This is a genomic window from Bacillus sp. FSL K6-3154 (assembly GCF_040869395.1).
GTDB lineage: Bacteria > Bacillota > Bacilli > Bacillales > Bacillaceae > Bacillus > Bacillus safensis.
Genome location: NZ_CP152033.1, coordinates 2,511,355 through 2,527,239 on the forward strand (window position 1 = coordinate 2,511,355; position 15,885 = coordinate 2,527,239).

Genomic DNA, 15,885 nt, shown 5'->3' on the forward strand with positions numbered 1-15,885 from the left:
ATGACGCTGACATACAAAAGGGATCATTGGATCGCACATATTGAGGACAGGCAGCTGCCTATTTCAGGAACAGAAGAACTGGGGTTCCGCCCATCTCAATTGTTCACCTCAGCCATTGCAGGCTGCTTTGGAGAAACGCTTATTCATGTATGCCGTAAAAAGCGAATATCCTATGAAGGGCTTACGATCACACCTGAAACGACAAGGGCAGGGGCTGTAAACAAAATTTCCTGCATTCATTTACATATCTTATTTGAAGACATCAAGACATCTGATGAACAAATCGATAAAGTGATCACCCTTGCATTGAAGCATTGCTCTATGGTGCAGTCTGTGAAAGGGATTATTGATATCACTTTCTCACACGCGCGAATCTAAAATGTATACGATGCCGGCACTCACGAAAGAATAACAGTCAGACATATGTAAAGGAGAATGGCTGTATGAATCGTTTGTTTCTTGTAATTGTCGCAATCGGTGTTCCGCTATCGGTGATTGGCAGTTTTCTTCATTTCCCGCAGGTCATCATGTTTGCCGTTTATTGTATCGCCATTATTGGTCTTGCTAGTTTTATGGGAAGAGCCACAGAAAGTCTTGCCATCATTGCGGGACCTAGAATTGGCGGACTTTTAAACGCCACTTTCGGAAATGCAGTGGAATTAATCATATCGTTTTTTGCCTTAAAGCAAGGACTGACGGCCATTGTACTTGCTTCATTAACTGGATCAGTCATCGGAAATTTACTGCTTGTGGCGGGGCTGTCTTTTTTTGTTGGCGGATTAAAATATAAGCGCCAAGTGTTCAATGTCCATGATGCAAGACACAATTCAGGCTTGCTCATGTTTGCCATCATTGTAGCGTTTGTCGTTCCAGAAGTATTTTCGGTGGAGATGGCAGAGAATAAACAGTTTGTTTTAAGCATTGGGATCAGCATTGTGATGATTTTGCTTTATGTTGCAGCGCTTTATTTCAAACTAGTCAGCCACCGCGGTGTCTATGTTGCCAAGCAGGAGAGTGGGCAAGGTGAAGCGGAGACGGAAGAAGAAACACCTGAATGGTCTGGGAAGTTTGCCACTGTGATTTTGCTGCTTTCGACGATCGCAGTTGCGTACATTTCTGAGCGCCTTGTTCATACATTTGATACGGTAGGAGAACAGTTTGGCTGGAGTGAGCTGTTTATCGGTGTCATTATTGTGGCCATCGTCGGCAACGCCGCAGAACATGCTTCAGCTGTCATCATGGCGTATAAAAACAAAATGGATGTAGCAGTGGAAATTGCCTTTGGCTCCACACTTCAGGTTGCCATGATGGTCGCGCCAATCCTAGTCATCAGCTCGCTATTTTTTAATAAGCAGATGCCGCTCATTTTCTCCTTGCCAGAGCTCATTGCGATGGCATCCTCTGTGCTGCTCACGGTGATTTTATCAAATGATGGAGATACAAACTGGTTTGAAGGAGCCACATTACTCGCTGCCTATTTTATTATGGCGATTGGATTTTTCCTTTTATAATCTTTTGTGGATAAGGGACGTCTTTGCGGAAAATACTATGGAAAAATGAATGAGAAAGAGTGATGATATGAAAAAGATGCTCCGCATCATGTTTGTTGTTCTCTTATCCTTAAGTTTTCTATACAGCTTTCCTGCGGAGGCGGCAAAGCCATTTAAAGTGCCATCCTCTGTCGCCAGTATCTCCAAGGAGAATACGTATCCAAACGCGTCACAGGATCAGCCGCTGCTCCAGCCGAGCGAGCTGACGGCTGAATTGTTCAAAACAACAAGTGTACCGATCGAGAATACTCATTTGATTAAAATGCTGAATGAATCCAGCATTTCAGGGACGCCATTAGCTGTTGGATACCGTGCGACCATTTTCCTCGGGAGATGGGCGCTGAGCTACGATTCAAATGAAACGGTCGCCAACTGGGAATACAAAAAAGTGAATACGAACCACATTGATAACAGAGGCGGCAACAAAACAGCCATTGGAAAATACGTTCAAAAGCAGCAAGTGAAAGTAAGCGGCGGCCTCACAGCAAAAGTGCCGAACCCAGAAGATGTGAAAACATTGATGATGCAAAAAGCGATTCAAAAAACAAAGCTGCCCCTCGCTTTTGACACCGTGATTGGTGCAGGAACAAAACGAGATCAGTCATACCACGTCTCTCCGAAAAAAGCAGCATCGCTTCATGCCTATGCACCAGCGATTAACGAAAAAGGTAAGGTCACATACGGAGAAGTGTACCTTGTGCTAAAAGGAAATAAACGAAAACTCGTCGTAAAAAACGTGACCTCACAAGGAATCGGCGCTTGGATACCTGTTCAGGATCACCTGACGTTTGGGTTTCAAGGGATGAATTAAACAAACAAAGCCTCTTTCATGATGAAAGAGGCTTTGTTTATAAATTGTTAATATTTATTTTACTCCTCATTGAAATAGCTAAAGTCAATTTTTTTTAAAATAAATTTCTCCCTTAGATTAACACCTATATCGTAATCAATCATTAATTTTGCTAATCGTTCACCATCAATTAGGATAATTTTTTTACTTTGTAGTCTATCTGCATAATCAATTGCATTTTTAGTAAAATGAGAAGTAGTTATAAAAACACCTTTTTTTGCGCCCATGTCATCCAGAGCACCTGAAAAGCTTTGAACAAGTTCTCTACCTATAGAATTATCCCATCGTTTTGCTTGTAAATAAATATTATCTAAGCCAAGTTTGTCTTCTTTTATAACACCATCAATACCACCATCGTTAGTTTTACCAGTAATTTTCCCGTCGCCATAACCCATAGCCATAAGTAGTTCAACTATTATATATTCGAGCTTTCTCCAATGTGCTTTTTTAATCTGTTGCAAGAGTGATTGTGCCAGTTCTTTCCTTAACTCACCTGACTTTTCTGACATAATTTCAAATGGATCAATTACTTCTTCAATGTCTTCTAATTCTTCTTCCATTTCTTTTTGATTATCATCTAACAAATCTAAACCTGTTGATGTTATTTGGTATGTAGCTTGACTAATTTCTTCTATATAGTTTGAATTTTTAAGACTGTATCTAGCACTACGTATTCTTGTAATAAAAATTGAATCTTTACTGTTTTCGTAGGATCGAGATCTTTGTTCTTCAGTTAAATTAAACAACTTAGTCAATTCATCTGTTATATAACTAGAGGTATAGGGTTTACGATCTTTTATTACGTTAAGAAATGTTATGATGATTTTTTTAGTAGATGGAATATCATTTGTACTAGAACTAAAACTATTAATTAAATCTTTAATATCTGTATCCTTCTTAGGAAAGCCTTTATCAATAAATAATTCTTGCATTTCTTTCATTGAAAATATTTCACTGAGTTGCTTAATTCTTTTTAAAGCGTCCACTGATTGTTGAGTGAAAGAAATTGAATTACCTCGTTTGACACTTGGAATATATTCTTGGAAAAAATTAATCCAACGTCTTCCGCCACTTTCTGACCAGCCTACAGCTTCGGATAACTTCGTTTTCGTTAAATATTCCATTAAGCACCTCGTTGTTTATTTTTATTAAAATTATACATTATTTCCTTTAATTTCTGTTATTTATTTTAAAAAAACAGACCTTTAAAAGGTCTGTCTCAATTTCCTTATTCCCCTAAATCCACATTATGATAAACCTGCTGCACGTCTTCAAGCTCTTCTAATACATCGATCAGCTTTTCAAATTGTGCTTTTGATTCATCATCTAATGTCACTTCGTTTTGAGGTAGCATTGTGATTTCAGCGACAGTGAATTCTTCTACGCCGGCTTGTTTGAATGCTTCTTGTACTTGATGGAATTGATCTGGTTCAGCGTACACAATCACCGTTTCATCTTCTTCCATGATGTCACGTACATCAATGTCTGCTTCCATTAAAAGCTCAAGCGTTTCTTCTTCGCTTTTCCCTTCGACACCGATGACAGCTGTTTCGTCAAACATGTAGGCAACAGAGCCGCTTACGCCCATGTTTCCACCGTTTTTGCCAAATGCTGCTCGAACATCTGAAGCTGTACGGTTTACGTTATTGGTGAGGGCGTCAACGATGACCATTGATCCGTTTGGACCAAACCCTTCGTAGCGCAGCTCATCGAAGTTCTCTTCTGCGCCGCCTTTGGCTTTTTCAATGGCACGATCCACAATGTGTTTTGGAACACTATATGTTTTTGCACGTTCTAGGACAAAACGAAGTGCTTGGTTTGATTCTGGGTTTGGCTCACCTTGTTTGGCAGCCACATAGATTTCACGCCCGAATTTTGCGTAAATACGACTTGTACTGGCATCCTTTGATGCTTTCTTTTCTTTAATGTTGTTCCACTTACGACCCATCTTATTCACTCTCTTTCACTTAGAAAATACACAGTATGAGGGTCCCCATGCTGCATGAAATCATTCTGCTATCTATTATACATGAATCAGTCAAGGGGATAGAAGTAAGAGGGCTGAAATGAAAAGAATTGTTAGCGAATGTTTAATTGTTCCAAGATTCTCGCAAGCCCGAGTCAGCCCGGCAACTTGTATATAAAAAAATAACCCCATCATAAATGAGGTTATTTTGCAGGCTGAGGGTAAGCGAGATCCTCAAGCAATTTGACATCATGCTGATGAAGTTGTTTGATCATTTCTTTTCGCACAGCGAGGGCGGCTTCGAAGTATTTTTCGTCTTCGACCATTCCCTTTACTGTGATTTCAATCCCGCGATTCAGCTTATTCAAGCCCATAATTCCATGAACCTGAAAGGGTTCAATGGCGTTTTGGAATTCATCTTTTTTAAGAAAATCATGATGCATTTGATTTAAATTGTCACATGCTGATTCAAGTGCGTGAAAGGCGATATCAGGGTTTTGATTCGCGCTAATTAAAACAGATTCCGTAATCCGCATGTAGTGCATGTTATAGTTTTGGATTTGACGGATATCCCCGTTAGAAATGGTTAACAGCTTGCCGCTCCATTCTCTAATTTGCAGAGAGCGGAGACCAATCTCTTCAATGGTTCCATTAAAGAGGTTATTCACCGTCACATAATCCCCTTTATGAATCTGACGTTCATAGATAAGAAAAACGCCTGCTAAAATATCACGAATCAGCGTCTGTGCGCCAAAACCGATGACGATCCCAGCGACACCAGCACCCGCAAGAATTTTCCCAAAGTCATGAAAGAAAAGAGAAATGACATAGAGCACAAAGCAAATCGAAGCGGTGTATTGCGTGACCGATTTGACCAAGCTCTCGATCGTTTTCTTCTTCTTGTCCTCGATAAACTCAGTTCGTTTAAAGAAAATTTGAAGGGCTTTGTTAATCATAAAGACGGCAAGCCAAAGAACGAGTCCAACAAGGAGAATTTCAATATATTTATTTTTGACCACTGTCAGAAATGTATCATCCATCTATCGGTTACCCCCTGGCTGTACGAGAAGTAAAATCAACATCTTGATAATAGCTGTTTTTCACTAAAACATTCGGACCGAGGCACTGCACGCTTGGGCAATGACAATTCAGTTCTTTTGCTAATTTTGTGTTCATCCAGCGTGTATAGGCTGATTGCAATGTATCAGTTGCAATATTTCCAAGCGGCGGTGTATCGCCAAAGTCTGTCACAATAATATTCCCATCAAAAATATTCACATTCAACCTTGAGCGTCCATCAGGGTCATTTCGTACCGTGACATTTTTCTCCTGGCGCAATCGGTTGAGGAGACGCTGGTCTTCTTCATCTGTACTGCATGAATAAAACGGCAGGGTGCCAAACAGCATCCAGGTGTTTTGATCACGAATATCAAGCAGCTGATGAATCGCATCACGCATTTGCGGAAGCGTCAATGATTCAAGGGCGCTGGCGAAATCACTTGGGTACATCGGGTGAACTTCGTGGCGCTGGCATTTCATTTCCTCAACGATTTGCCGGTGGATGTGTTCGATATATGGAAGCGTGCGCTTATTCAGCATGGTTTCAGCGGATACGGTTACGCCCGCTTTGACAAGTGCCTGACTATTTTCAATCATGCGGTTAAATAATTTCTCGCGCTGCTCAAAGGTTGGTTTTCGATCCATCATGGCAAAACCGACCGTTGCAAACTCTTCGACAGTGCCCCAGTTATGTGAAATGTGAAGGACATCTAAGTATGGAATAATTTCTTCATACCGCGCCAAATCAAGGGTTAAATTTGAATTGATCTGTGTACGGACGCCGCGTTCATGGGCATACTTTAATAAAGGGACGACATATTCCCGTACAGATTTAAGAGAAAGCATGGGTTCTCCGCCTGTAATACTAAGTGAGCGCAGAAGCGGAACTTCATCTAAACGGCGAAGTAACAAATCAATCGGCAGCGCATTCGGATCCTTAGGCTGTAAGGTATAGCCGACCGCACAATGCTCGCATCTCATGTTACACAGTGTTGTTGTCGTAAATTCAATATTTGTCAGCTTCATTTCTCCGTAATCCTGCACATCGAGATAGGCTTCCCAGGGGTCGTATGCAGGTGTAATCGGACGAAGTGCTGTTTTTTGGTTCATGGTATCTATCTCCTTTTCATTCGGGCAAACGTAGACCCGCCAACAGTTAATTTTAAGCCTCATCACGGTTATACGCAAGGGGGACACAATTGATTTGCAAGGGAAAAAAAGATAAGCTATAAACAAATGCTAAAGGGAGTGTATCGATGGGTAAGGCAGCAGACAGCAAAGAGCAGCAGGTTGATTATTTAAAGAACCGATTAGATATGTTTATGAATGTGATTGATTCATTAGATCCCGAATCAACAGACGTTGAGGATATAGACAGACTGATCCAGATGATTGATGACCTGGAAGCGAAATATGAACGGTTTAAAAACGATTGGAAGGAAGAATAGCTCGCGCGATGCGGGCTTTTTTCTTTAAATTGGCAGGTGAATCGGTGTATGAGTCTTGGTCTTATTCTGCACAATAGAAGAAAAACCGGGAAGTGACGTAAATGAAAAAATACATGCTGATCTGTTTATGTGCGCTTTTTGTTTCCATGCCTCTCTCAGAAGCGGAAGCCGTGTCTAATAAGCCCATCCACTGGGGATTTGCGAAAAGTAAAGAGCACAGGCCGCCAGATGCGGGCAAAGAATTAACGGCACTCTTAAAAAAGTATGATGCGTTCTATTTAGGCAACACGAAAAAGAAAGAGATTTATTTTACCTTCGACAATGGCTATGAAAATGGGTACACGCCCAAGATCTTAGACGTGCTGAAAAAACATCAAGTACCAGGCACCTTTTTTGTGACAGGTCACTTTGTAAAGGACCAGCCCGGGCTTGTCAAACGTATGGCAGAAGAAGGTCATATCATTGGAAACCATTCCTATCACCATCCAGATTTAACAACAAAGAGCACAAAAGAAATCAAAGAAGAACTGGACCGTGTCAATGAAGCTGTGTACAAAATCACAGGAAAACAAGATAACCTCTATCTTCGTCCGCCGCGCGGTGTGTTCAGTGAACGGGTATTAAAAGAAACAAAACAGCTCGGCTACCAAACCGTTTTCTGGTCAGTGGCGTTTGTGGACTGGCATATCCATCATCAAAAAGGAAAACAGTATGCTTACGATCAAATGATGAAGCAGGCGCACCCAGGCGCCATTTACTTACTTCATACCGTCTCAAGAGACAATGCCGAAGCGCTGGATGATGCCATCACCGCTCTGAAAAAACAAGGATATTCCTTTAAAAGTCTAGACGATCTCATGCTTGAAAAAGTATGGCATCTGCCACAGCTATAGAAAGAAGCCTGCAGAAGACCTGCAGGCTTTTTGATTATCCCTCTCTGATTTTACGCTGAAACAAAAGAGGATGATGACGTGAAAAAGAGTCAATCAAGCCCTCGCCGAAAATGGTGATGCTTTGCTCCCAAGGATGTCCTAGCAGTCCCCAATCCATTTCTTTTGATAAAAAGAAATAGTAATCCCCATTAGGGAGAACAGGAATTTTCCATTCTCCAAATTCATCTTTTTCAAACAAGCCATATGGTGTGATCCAGTAGCATTCGTGCTGCCAATCAAGTGCCAGCATATATTCGTCCGTTCCGGTGATATTCTCCTGAAAAGAGAGCAGTGCCTTTTTTTCAAGATCTTCATCTGTATGTAGAAGAGAAGAGTCCTCAAAATAAGCAGAGATATCATATGTGATGTAAGGAGAGGGTGCTTGAAAAGCGGGAAAGCGAGAGATGCTTGGTTTAAATTTGAACTCTCGAGCAAATGTCTTCCAGGCAAATTTTAATTCTTTGTCTTTCAGTGGAATCCAGTTTTCCATATGATCTTCCTCCCAAGCACTTCTCTCAAAACATTATTTAAAAATCCTAAACCACCCTTTATGTTTAAACCACAAAAGCATCCCCGAAACGAGGAGACCCATGAAAATCAACACGCCAAAATATCCGTACTTCCAATGTAATTCAGGCATGTTGTCAAAGTTCATTCCGTACACCCCAACAATAAAGGTCAGTGGAATAAAAATGGTCGACACAATGGTCAATGTCATCATGATCGCATTCATCCGGTTGGAATTCAGCGTCTGATAGCTGTCTCGTAAATCGGCTGTCATATCACGGTTTGACTCAACAATTTCGGTTAGTTTTAATAGATGATCATAAATATCATTAAAATACGCCTGGCGGTTTGTATCGCTTTTCATCATATTTGTGTTCACAATACGATATAAAAGGTCCCTCATCGGGATAATCGTTCTTCGCAGTTTGAGTAAATCTGAGCGAATCCCGAATACTTCGTTCATCAACGTGCCATACGTTTTATGCCCTTCTTCATCCTCAATTTCATTCAGCCTGTCTTCAATTTGATAAATAATAGGGAAATAATCATCAACAAGCTGATCAATCAGCATGTAGGCAATATGCTCAGGTCCGCTGTTTCTCGCTTTATCAGACCTTTTGAGCTTTCGAATCACACGTTCAACGTACGGCGCTTCCTTCAAATGAAAGGTCACGATATAGTTTTCACCAACAAACAGATCGACTTCCTCAGAACGAAGCGTTTTTTGATTAAGGGCATGCAGCACGAAAAACAAATACCCTTCATAAAAATCAAGCTTGGGCCGCTGTAAATAATGAAAACAATCTTCAATCGCAAGCGGATGGAAATGAAAATATTCCTTTAAAAGCGCTGCTTCCTTTTCCGTTGGCGCATGAAAATCAATCCAATACCAGGTGATATCGGGGCTTGAAAGCTGCTGCAATGTTGCATGTTCAATCAAGTCGCCGTTTTTTGTCACTGCAAGTTTTCTCAGCATGTGCACCCCTCCAGACTTGCATTATATCATGAAGCAGCACCGGTGAACTTATACGTTTTCTTCATAAAAAAAGCCGATCTCATTTTTGAGATCGGTTCAATGTGCGTGTATGATTGATGGATAAAACCGAGAATTAAGGACGGTGGAACGTAACGAATTTATCTTGGCGGTCAAACCAGCCTCTAAACGCCCAGTTATCCCAGCCGCCATCGCCGTTATTTTTAAATGTACCGCTTTCGAATACCCAAATACCGTAAACAACATTACCAAGATTAGCAGTAGCGAAAGTTTTTACGCCGTTAAAACGATCTTCGTAGTTCTGGCTTAGGTTAAAGACCATGACGTTATATCTGCCGCCAGCAGCGTAGAATGTGCTTTCCATGACGCTTTTAACGAATCCAGAACGGTTTGCATTTGCATTTACTGCGTTTACAATCGCATTGGCAATCCCAAGAACATCAAAGTTTACGTTAACATTAGGGCTAGCCTTAGTGCCAGCTTTACCTTCAGCAGCTTTGTTTAAGACAGTTTGCTGAAGTGTAGTAGAAACAGGTGCTGAAGTTTTTGGCTCAGCAGCGTCAGCGAATACTGGCAGTGTCGAAGAAACAGCAGTGGCAAGGGCAACAGAAAGAATTGTTTTTTTCATTGGTCGGATCTCCTTTGTTTTTAAATTTTGGGTCTTCTTTTTTGTAAAATGTGAAACTAAGTGAAGCCGGTCATCAATGAGGTAAATATGTTCCTGCAAGATAAAACAAATGATTGCCTAATCCGCTAATTTCTTTGTTCACCTCCTTGATATGTCATAATTATACAAATATTTTTGGAATGGAAGATATCACCCAGAGGTTCTATTTCTAATTTAAGGAAAATGATCCTAAAATGTTGAAGGATGCTGTCGAATTTTAGCTGAATTCGACTAAAAACTTTCATCTATCCAAAAGGAGAATGACCACAAATAAGGAAGATATAACTGATAAATTCTTGTACTCTTTATGTTTAAAAGTATTCAATCTAGAGAATCATTCATGCAAAATGAAACAATCACATCTGCGTATGTTTGCAGAAAGGAAGAGGACATGTATGTGGGAAAAACAGCTTGCGGTAGAGCCGCCGTATCATTTCGATCAAGTGCTTAGACGCTTATCAAGTGATCCATTAAAAGCAGTCGATTTGAGTCAAAGAGAAATCAAAGTGCCGATCAGATTAGAGCAAAAACCGTACGTGGTCATCGTTCAAGCTACTGGAACAAAAGATGCGCCTATGTTTCGGGTACGGGCAAACGGCCCAGAGGAACCCCTTCTTTCTGAGGTGAAACGGATATTTGGCATGGAGCATCAATTACACATGATTCAAGACCATTTTTCTCAAACTAATCTAGCGCCCATTTTTGAGCAGCATATCGGAACGCCGCTCATGCTGGATTTTCATTTATATCATTGTTTAATGAAATGTATCATTCATCAGCAGCTTAATCTTTCGTTTGCTTACGAGCTCACGAAACGATTTGTCCATACGTACGGCGAGCAAATAGAAGGTGTATGGTTTGATCCTTTACCAGAAACCATTGCCTCTCTTGAAACAGATGATTTGAGAAAGCTTCAATTTAGTCAGCGAAAAGCAGAATATGTCATCGATGTATCGAAACGAATTGTGAGCGGCTCACTTTGTTTAGAGGAATTACACGATTTATCTGATTTGGAGGTGGAAGAGCGATTGCTTCCGATTAGAGGGATTGGACCTTGGACGGTTCAAAATGTGCTCATGAATGGGCTTGGAAGACCAAATCTTTTTCCGATGGCAGATATCGGCATTCAAAATGCAATCAAACGGCACTTCGACCTGCCTGAAAAACCGACAAAAGAAGAGATGTCAGCGCTAAGCAAGGAGTGGACCCCATATTTAAGCTACGCTTCTTTATATTTATGGAGAAGCATTGAGACAGATAAATAAATGAAAGGCATTTTCTCTCTTTGTCTAAGACGTGGTATACTAATGAGATGGAATAAAATGAAGACAACCTATTAAGGTTTTAAATAGAACGGAGAGAATAAAGTGAAAGAAAAACAGCAAGGTGCCCTTTTGCAAAAGGGACAGCAGTTCCCGCTTACCATTAAACGCCTTGGCATTAATGGTGAAGGGGTCGGTTATTTTAAAAAGCAAGTGGTCTTTGTCCCAGGTGCACTTCCAGGTGAGGAAGTGGTGGTGGAGGCAACGAATGTCCAAGCAAAATATGCTGAAGGTACAGTGAGGAAAGTGCGAAAGCGCTCCGAGCATCGAGTCAAACCGCCATGCCCAGTATACGAACAGTGCGGCGGCTGTCAGCTGCAGCATTTGGCGTACGAGCAGCAGCTAAATGAAAAGCGTGATATTGTCATTCAATCAATGGAGCGACATACAAAGCTATCGGTTGAAAAGCTTGATATTCGGCCAACGATCGGCATGGAAGATCCGTGGCATTATCGAAACAAAAGTCAGTTCCAAGTAGGACGTTCTCACAGCGGAGACATCATTGCAGGACTTTATGGACTAAATTCCCATAAGCTTGTACCGATCAAGGAATGTATCGTGCAGCATCCAAAAACGAACAAAACAACAGGCGTTGTCCGCAAAATTTTAGAGAAATTCGGCGTATCGGTCTACAATGAACGGACAAGAAAAGGTGACGTACGCTCGATTGTCGTGCGTGTCGGCTTTGAAACAGGTGAAGTACAAGTCGTTCTTGTCACATCAAAACCTGAATTTCCAAAGAAAAAAGAAATCGCCGAAGCCATTCAAAAACGTCTGCCTGAAGTGACGTCTATCATGCACAATATTAATGGTGAAAAAACGTCGGTTATCTTCGGCCATAAAACATCTCACCTAGCTGGAAATATGGTCATCCAAGAATTTTTAGGAGACGTTTCCTTTGAATTGAGTGCACGTGCTTTCTTCCAATTGAATCCGAAGCAGACGCTAAAGCTTTACGATGAAGCGAAAAAAGCGGCCAAACTGACTGGAAAAGAAAAGGTTGTCGATGCGTATTGCGGCGTTGGGACCATTGGGATGTGGCTCTCAGATGGCGCCAAAGAAGTACGAGGAATGGATGTCATCAAAGAATCGATTGATGATGCCAAGAAAAATGCCAAAAAACACGGCATGAAAAACGCGACCTATGTAACAGGAACAGCTGAACATTGGCTGCCAAAATGGGTCAAAGAAGGCTTCCGTCCTGACGTCATCGTCGTCGACCCGCCAAGAACAGGCTGCGAGCGCACCTTCTTAGACACCGTCAAACAAGTCAAACCAAAACGCTTTGTCTACGTCTCTTGCAACCCATCCACACTAGCAAAAGACCTTCAATACATGTCAAAAGACTACAAAATCGAATACATGCAGCCAGTTGATATGTTTCCGCATACCGCGCATGTGGAGTGTGTGGTGTCTTTATCTCTTAAATAAAAAGGAAATAACAGCTATGATGGACCGAAACCAGCAATAGAAAAGGCAGTATCTAAATGATAAAAACCCTTCCAACAGGAGGGGTTTTACTTTAACTAACAATCTATTTTTCCTATTCGGGTTCTTATTGTACTTAGTTCTCTATAGTGAGACACCCATCATGTACTCTCGATTCTCAAAACAACTTATGTCTCACGCAATTATCAGCTGGATGAATATAAAATCAAGGTCTTCGGCAAGGTGCTCTTTAAATATAATTTTAAGTATTTTAATGGGAGTGATTCAATATGAGACTGAAAGAACATGAAAAATAACAACTTTATACATTCGTAAGAGGCCCGCCAAATATTTAATCATTAAACTCAAAATGATAATTGGAGGGATTATGATGAATGCCAAACAGTTTTCTTCATTTATAAAACAAGCAGATGAACCTTTTGTTGGGTGGGATTTCTCATTCATATCTGAAACTGGAAGAATGAAAAGTGAGCTGCTTTCATGGTCATATGGTAGTATAGCTACTTCTCTTGTTCAAAATGCAAAATCAATGCTGGACATGGGAACAGGTGGTGGAGAGTTTTTATCAAAATTAAGACCTTTTCCAACGTCAGTTTATGCTACAGAAGGTTACTTGCCTAATGTACCTATCGCAAAAGAACGATTAACACCCTTAGGAGTGAAGGTAGTTCAAATTTCTAATGATGGAAATCTTCCGTTTGAGACTGGAAAATTTGATCTTATCATCAATCAACATGAGTCATTTTCATCTAAAGAGGTGAGAAGAATTATCTCGAAAGAAGGTATTTTTCTAACTCAACAAGTCGGTGGACTCGATTGCATAGAGATTAATGAGAATCTAAGGGTACCAATAAATAAAGATTTTATTGATTGGAACTTAAAGAAAGCTTTAAACGAAATACAGGAGAATCATTTTGAGGTGTTGAAAAGTGCAGAAGAGTTCCCTATTCAAAGATTTTATGATATCGGAGCATTGGTGTATTATCTGAAAGCAATTTCTTGGCAAGTGCCAGGTTTTGAAATAAGTAATTTCAAGGATGAATTATACACCATTCATAAAATCATTGAACAAAAGGGTTATTTTGACGCAAAACAACACAGATTTATTATTTTAGCTAAAGCAGTTTAGTTGGAAATGGAGCCTTTGATATATTTGAAGGCTCCAGCCTAATTTTGAATAGATGCCACCATGAAACAAAAGATGAAAAATAATAAAACGTACGATTCAGTTGATCATATGTTTCCTTTTATTATTGTCGGGCTTGAAAGCATTCTAAAAATAGAGGAGGATAACGATGAGCCAATTTGATAGTCTAACAAAATACATACCGATGCTCCGCGAGGATCATATCGGAGAATGGGTGATCGATCAAGAAAATGATGGAACAGCTGAACGCCCAATCCAGATGCCTTTTGTGCATTATTCCGAAACGGTCCAACGCTTTATCGAAGATATCTATACCTTTGCAGAACAACATCAAGAGCTGGAGCTTATCCGCTACAGAGAAATCCTCAAAGAAAATGGCATTGAAGGTGGATTGAACGAAATCGAGAATGTGGACCTCTCACATTTAAATGCGCAGTGTGTATTTGCTCTCATCATGGGAGTGGTGAGTGCTGAGCGGTTTTGCGATGGTGCCATATTCGATTCTTTTAAAAGTGGAGCCATCTTAAAATGGATTGAAAGATTGAAAAACCTAGATGTATGACATCTAGGTTTTTTTATTTTTGAAACGAGATTACGAGCATGTGAATTGCTCCACTTCTTGACGAAATAGATCAAGCAGCAGCTGCTTGGTGTTTTCCAGAGAGAGATGGCGTTCCTTATGAGTTAAGATTCCTATTGGGATAAAAGGGTCTTCCATTTCAATTGGAACTTTCACAAATTCGTCTGACAATAGAGTAGAAGAAAGAACAACTCCGACAGAGGGGAATTTTTTTAGAAATGATGGAATCGCTGAAATCTGGCTGATGGTGTAAGTGAACGGCTCCACATTTATTCTTGAGAGTTCCTTTTGTAATTTTATGTGATATAAACAACTTTCCCCGCCAATAATCAAAGGCTGTTCATAAAGATCTTTGATCAATGAAATCGGTCCAACTTGATCTGCCTGCTGTTTTGCGATAATAAAAGACATTTCCTCCTTGTACAACTCCTCAAACGGAAGTGTATTCATCACTGGTTCCCCTGAAATGGCAAAATCGAGCTCTCCCTTGAGCAGAAGCTTGTGAAGAAAGTCTGTATTACCAATGATAAAGTGGCATGTGATATTCGGTTTTTGCCTCCTGAATGTTTGAAGGACGGAAGGAAGAATAGTGGCAGCAATTGGTTCTATGACGCCTATATTCAAGGTTCCGATTTCTTCTTTTTGGAGTTTTTGTGATTGCTCTAATACAAAATGCCAATGGAGTATCAGCTGATCAATCTCTTTGGCAAACAATTGTCCCGAAGGGGTTAATTCAGCCTCCCATCCTCTTACAAACAATTGAAATCCTAACTCCTTCTCTAATCGTTTGATCTGATTCGTTATGGTTGACTGTGCATAATTCAATTTTTGAGCGGCTTTTGAGAATGTCCCTTCCTGAATGATGGCTTGAAATGCTTTTAACTCTTTTAAGTCCATTTCTAATAATCTCCATTCATTTTATGAATACAATTTTATATATTATTCAATTATATAAAACAAGTATTAGGATGTAAAATGAATGTAGACAGAAAAAAGGAGATGACATTCATGCCATTTGTAAAAGTCAGCTATATGGAAAATGCGTACGATACAGAAAGCTTAGCTTCTGTTAGCCAAACGATCATGAAGGCGCTGATGAAAGAATTTCAAGTTCCTAAAAAAGACTACTTTCAGGTATTCAGTTCACATAAGAAAGAAGAATTTTTTTATGATCCCCATTATCTTCTTCGTCATGAAAGAGATCATCGTCTTTTATATATCCAAATTACATGTGGTGCAGGAAGAACCGAGGAGCAGAAGCAGTCTTTATATAAGGAAATAGCTGAACAGTTGTATTGCCAGCTTCATATCCCGAAAGAAAATGTATTCATTATGCTGATTGAGACAGGGTTGGAGAATTGGTCCTTTGGAGAAGGACTTGCGCAGATGATCAAGTAACAGAACGAATGAAAGG

General features: G+C 40.3%; 18 protein-coding genes. 10 read left to right on the top strand and 8 right to left on the bottom strand.

Annotation, left to right across the window (positions count from 1 at the left end):
• From MHH61_RS12830 to MHH61_RS12840, 3 genes are all read left to right on the top strand, one after another.
• Entirely contained in the window at positions 1 to 378 is a 378-nt protein-coding gene (locus MHH61_RS12830) for an OsmC family protein (protein WP_125587450.1), read from the top strand.
• Between the two features lie 65 nt (positions 379 to 443).
• Positions 444 to 1,511 (top strand): calcium/proton exchanger, encoded by a 1,068-nt coding sequence (gene cax / locus MHH61_RS12835; protein ID WP_125587451.1) that lies wholly within the window; start codon positions 444 to 446, stop codon positions 1,509 to 1,511.
• Positions 1,512 to 1,599: 88 nt separating this feature from the next.
• Complete coding sequence (locus MHH61_RS12840) at positions 1,600 to 2,361, top strand: YfkD famly protein (RefSeq protein ID WP_223255680.1); 762 nt, start codon at positions 1,600 to 1,602, stop codon at positions 2,359 to 2,361.
• Between the two features lie 59 nt (positions 2,362 to 2,420).
• Here the strand turns inward: MHH61_RS12840 and MHH61_RS12845 are convergent, their stop codons facing one another.
• The 4 genes from MHH61_RS12845 to yfkAB form a co-directional block, all read right to left on the bottom strand.
• Entirely contained in the window at positions 2,421 to 3,524 is a 1,104-nt protein-coding gene (locus MHH61_RS12845; protein ID WP_052470330.1) for a restriction endonuclease, read from the bottom strand.
• Between the two features lie 104 nt (positions 3,525 to 3,628).
• A complete protein-coding gene (locus tag MHH61_RS12850) occupies positions 3,629 to 4,348 on the bottom strand; it encodes a YebC/PmpR family DNA-binding transcriptional regulator (RefSeq protein WP_034283703.1) in 720 nt (239 codons plus the stop codon).
• A 221-nt stretch (positions 4,349 to 4,569) separates the two neighbouring features.
• Positions 4,570 to 5,406: a mechanosensitive ion channel family protein gene (locus MHH61_RS12855; RefSeq protein ID WP_034623166.1), complete on the bottom strand. Its 837-nt coding sequence runs from the start codon at positions 5,404 to 5,406 to the stop codon at positions 4,570 to 4,572.
• Between the two features lie 7 nt (positions 5,407 to 5,413).
• Complete coding sequence (gene yfkAB, locus MHH61_RS12860) at positions 5,414 to 6,535, bottom strand: radical SAM/CxCxxxxC motif protein YfkAB (protein ID WP_024425845.1); 1,122 nt, start codon at positions 6,533 to 6,535, stop codon at positions 5,414 to 5,416.
• Positions 6,536 to 6,681: 146 nt separating this feature from the next.
• Between yfkAB and MHH61_RS12865 the strand changes: the two genes are divergently transcribed.
• Both MHH61_RS12865 and pdaA read left to right on the top strand, forming a co-directional pair.
• Positions 6,682 to 6,873, top strand: a complete 192-nt coding sequence (locus tag MHH61_RS12865) for an SE1561 family protein (protein WP_012009274.1) — start codon at positions 6,682 to 6,684, stop codon at positions 6,871 to 6,873.
• A 101-nt stretch (positions 6,874 to 6,974) separates the two neighbouring features.
• Positions 6,975 to 7,766, top strand: a complete 792-nt coding sequence (gene pdaA, locus MHH61_RS12870) for a delta-lactam-biosynthetic de-N-acetylase (RefSeq protein WP_024425259.1) — start codon at positions 6,975 to 6,977, stop codon at positions 7,764 to 7,766.
• A 34-nt stretch (positions 7,767 to 7,800) separates the two neighbouring features.
• Here pdaA and MHH61_RS12875 read toward each other — a convergent pair whose 3' ends face one another.
• The 3 genes from MHH61_RS12875 to MHH61_RS12885 form a co-directional block, all read right to left on the bottom strand.
• Positions 7,801 to 8,295: a DUF2716 domain-containing protein gene (locus MHH61_RS12875; RefSeq protein ID WP_125587452.1), complete on the bottom strand. Its 495-nt coding sequence runs from the start codon at positions 8,293 to 8,295 to the stop codon at positions 7,801 to 7,803.
• A 33-nt stretch (positions 8,296 to 8,328) separates the two neighbouring features.
• The gene (gene corA / locus MHH61_RS12880) at positions 8,329 to 9,288 is read right to left on the bottom strand and encodes a magnesium/cobalt transporter CorA (protein ID WP_125587453.1); all 960 of its coding nucleotides are present in this window, start codon (positions 9,286 to 9,288) and stop codon (positions 8,329 to 8,331) included.
• Positions 9,289 to 9,421: 133 nt separating this feature from the next.
• On the bottom strand, positions 9,422 to 9,934 hold the full coding sequence (locus MHH61_RS12885; protein ID WP_087977875.1) for a stress protein: 513 nt from the start codon (positions 9,932 to 9,934) through the stop codon (positions 9,422 to 9,424).
• Positions 9,935 to 10,368: 434 nt separating this feature from the next.
• On the opposite strand from MHH61_RS12885, the gene MHH61_RS12890 reads away from it, so the two are divergent.
• The 4 genes from MHH61_RS12890 to MHH61_RS12905 all read left to right on the top strand — a co-directional run bounded on the left by MHH61_RS12890 (position 10,369) and on the right by MHH61_RS12905 (position 14,453).
• A complete protein-coding gene (locus MHH61_RS12890; protein WP_122631774.1) occupies positions 10,369 to 11,238 on the top strand; it encodes a DNA-3-methyladenine glycosylase in 870 nt (289 codons plus the stop codon).
• A gap of 102 nt (positions 11,239 to 11,340) precedes the next feature.
• The gene (gene rlmD / locus MHH61_RS12895; protein ID WP_073204320.1) at positions 11,341 to 12,726 is read left to right on the top strand and encodes a 23S rRNA (uracil(1939)-C(5))-methyltransferase RlmD; all 1,386 of its coding nucleotides are present in this window, start codon (positions 11,341 to 11,343) and stop codon (positions 12,724 to 12,726) included.
• Positions 12,727 to 13,114: 388 nt separating this feature from the next.
• The gene (locus MHH61_RS12900; protein WP_034623173.1) at positions 13,115 to 13,873 is read left to right on the top strand and encodes a methyltransferase domain-containing protein; all 759 of its coding nucleotides are present in this window, start codon (positions 13,115 to 13,117) and stop codon (positions 13,871 to 13,873) included.
• A 166-nt stretch (positions 13,874 to 14,039) separates the two neighbouring features.
• Positions 14,040 to 14,453 carry a DUF6508 domain-containing protein gene (locus MHH61_RS12905; RefSeq protein ID WP_056767715.1) on the top strand — a complete coding sequence of 138 codons (414 nt, stop codon included), beginning with the start codon at positions 14,040 to 14,042 and terminating at the stop codon, positions 14,451 to 14,453.
• 30 nt (positions 14,454 to 14,483) lie between these two features.
• Here the strand turns inward: MHH61_RS12905 and MHH61_RS12910 are convergent, their stop codons facing one another.
• A complete protein-coding gene (locus MHH61_RS12910; protein WP_034623179.1) occupies positions 14,484 to 15,368 on the bottom strand; it encodes a LysR family transcriptional regulator in 885 nt (294 codons plus the stop codon).
• 111 nt (positions 15,369 to 15,479) lie between these two features.
• Here MHH61_RS12910 and MHH61_RS12915 point away from each other — a divergent pair, with 111 nt between their 5' ends.
• Positions 15,480 to 15,869, top strand: a complete 390-nt coding sequence (locus MHH61_RS12915; RefSeq protein ID WP_125587454.1) for a tautomerase family protein — start codon at positions 15,480 to 15,482, stop codon at positions 15,867 to 15,869.
• The last annotated feature ends 16 nt before the right edge of the window (positions 15,870 to 15,885 follow it).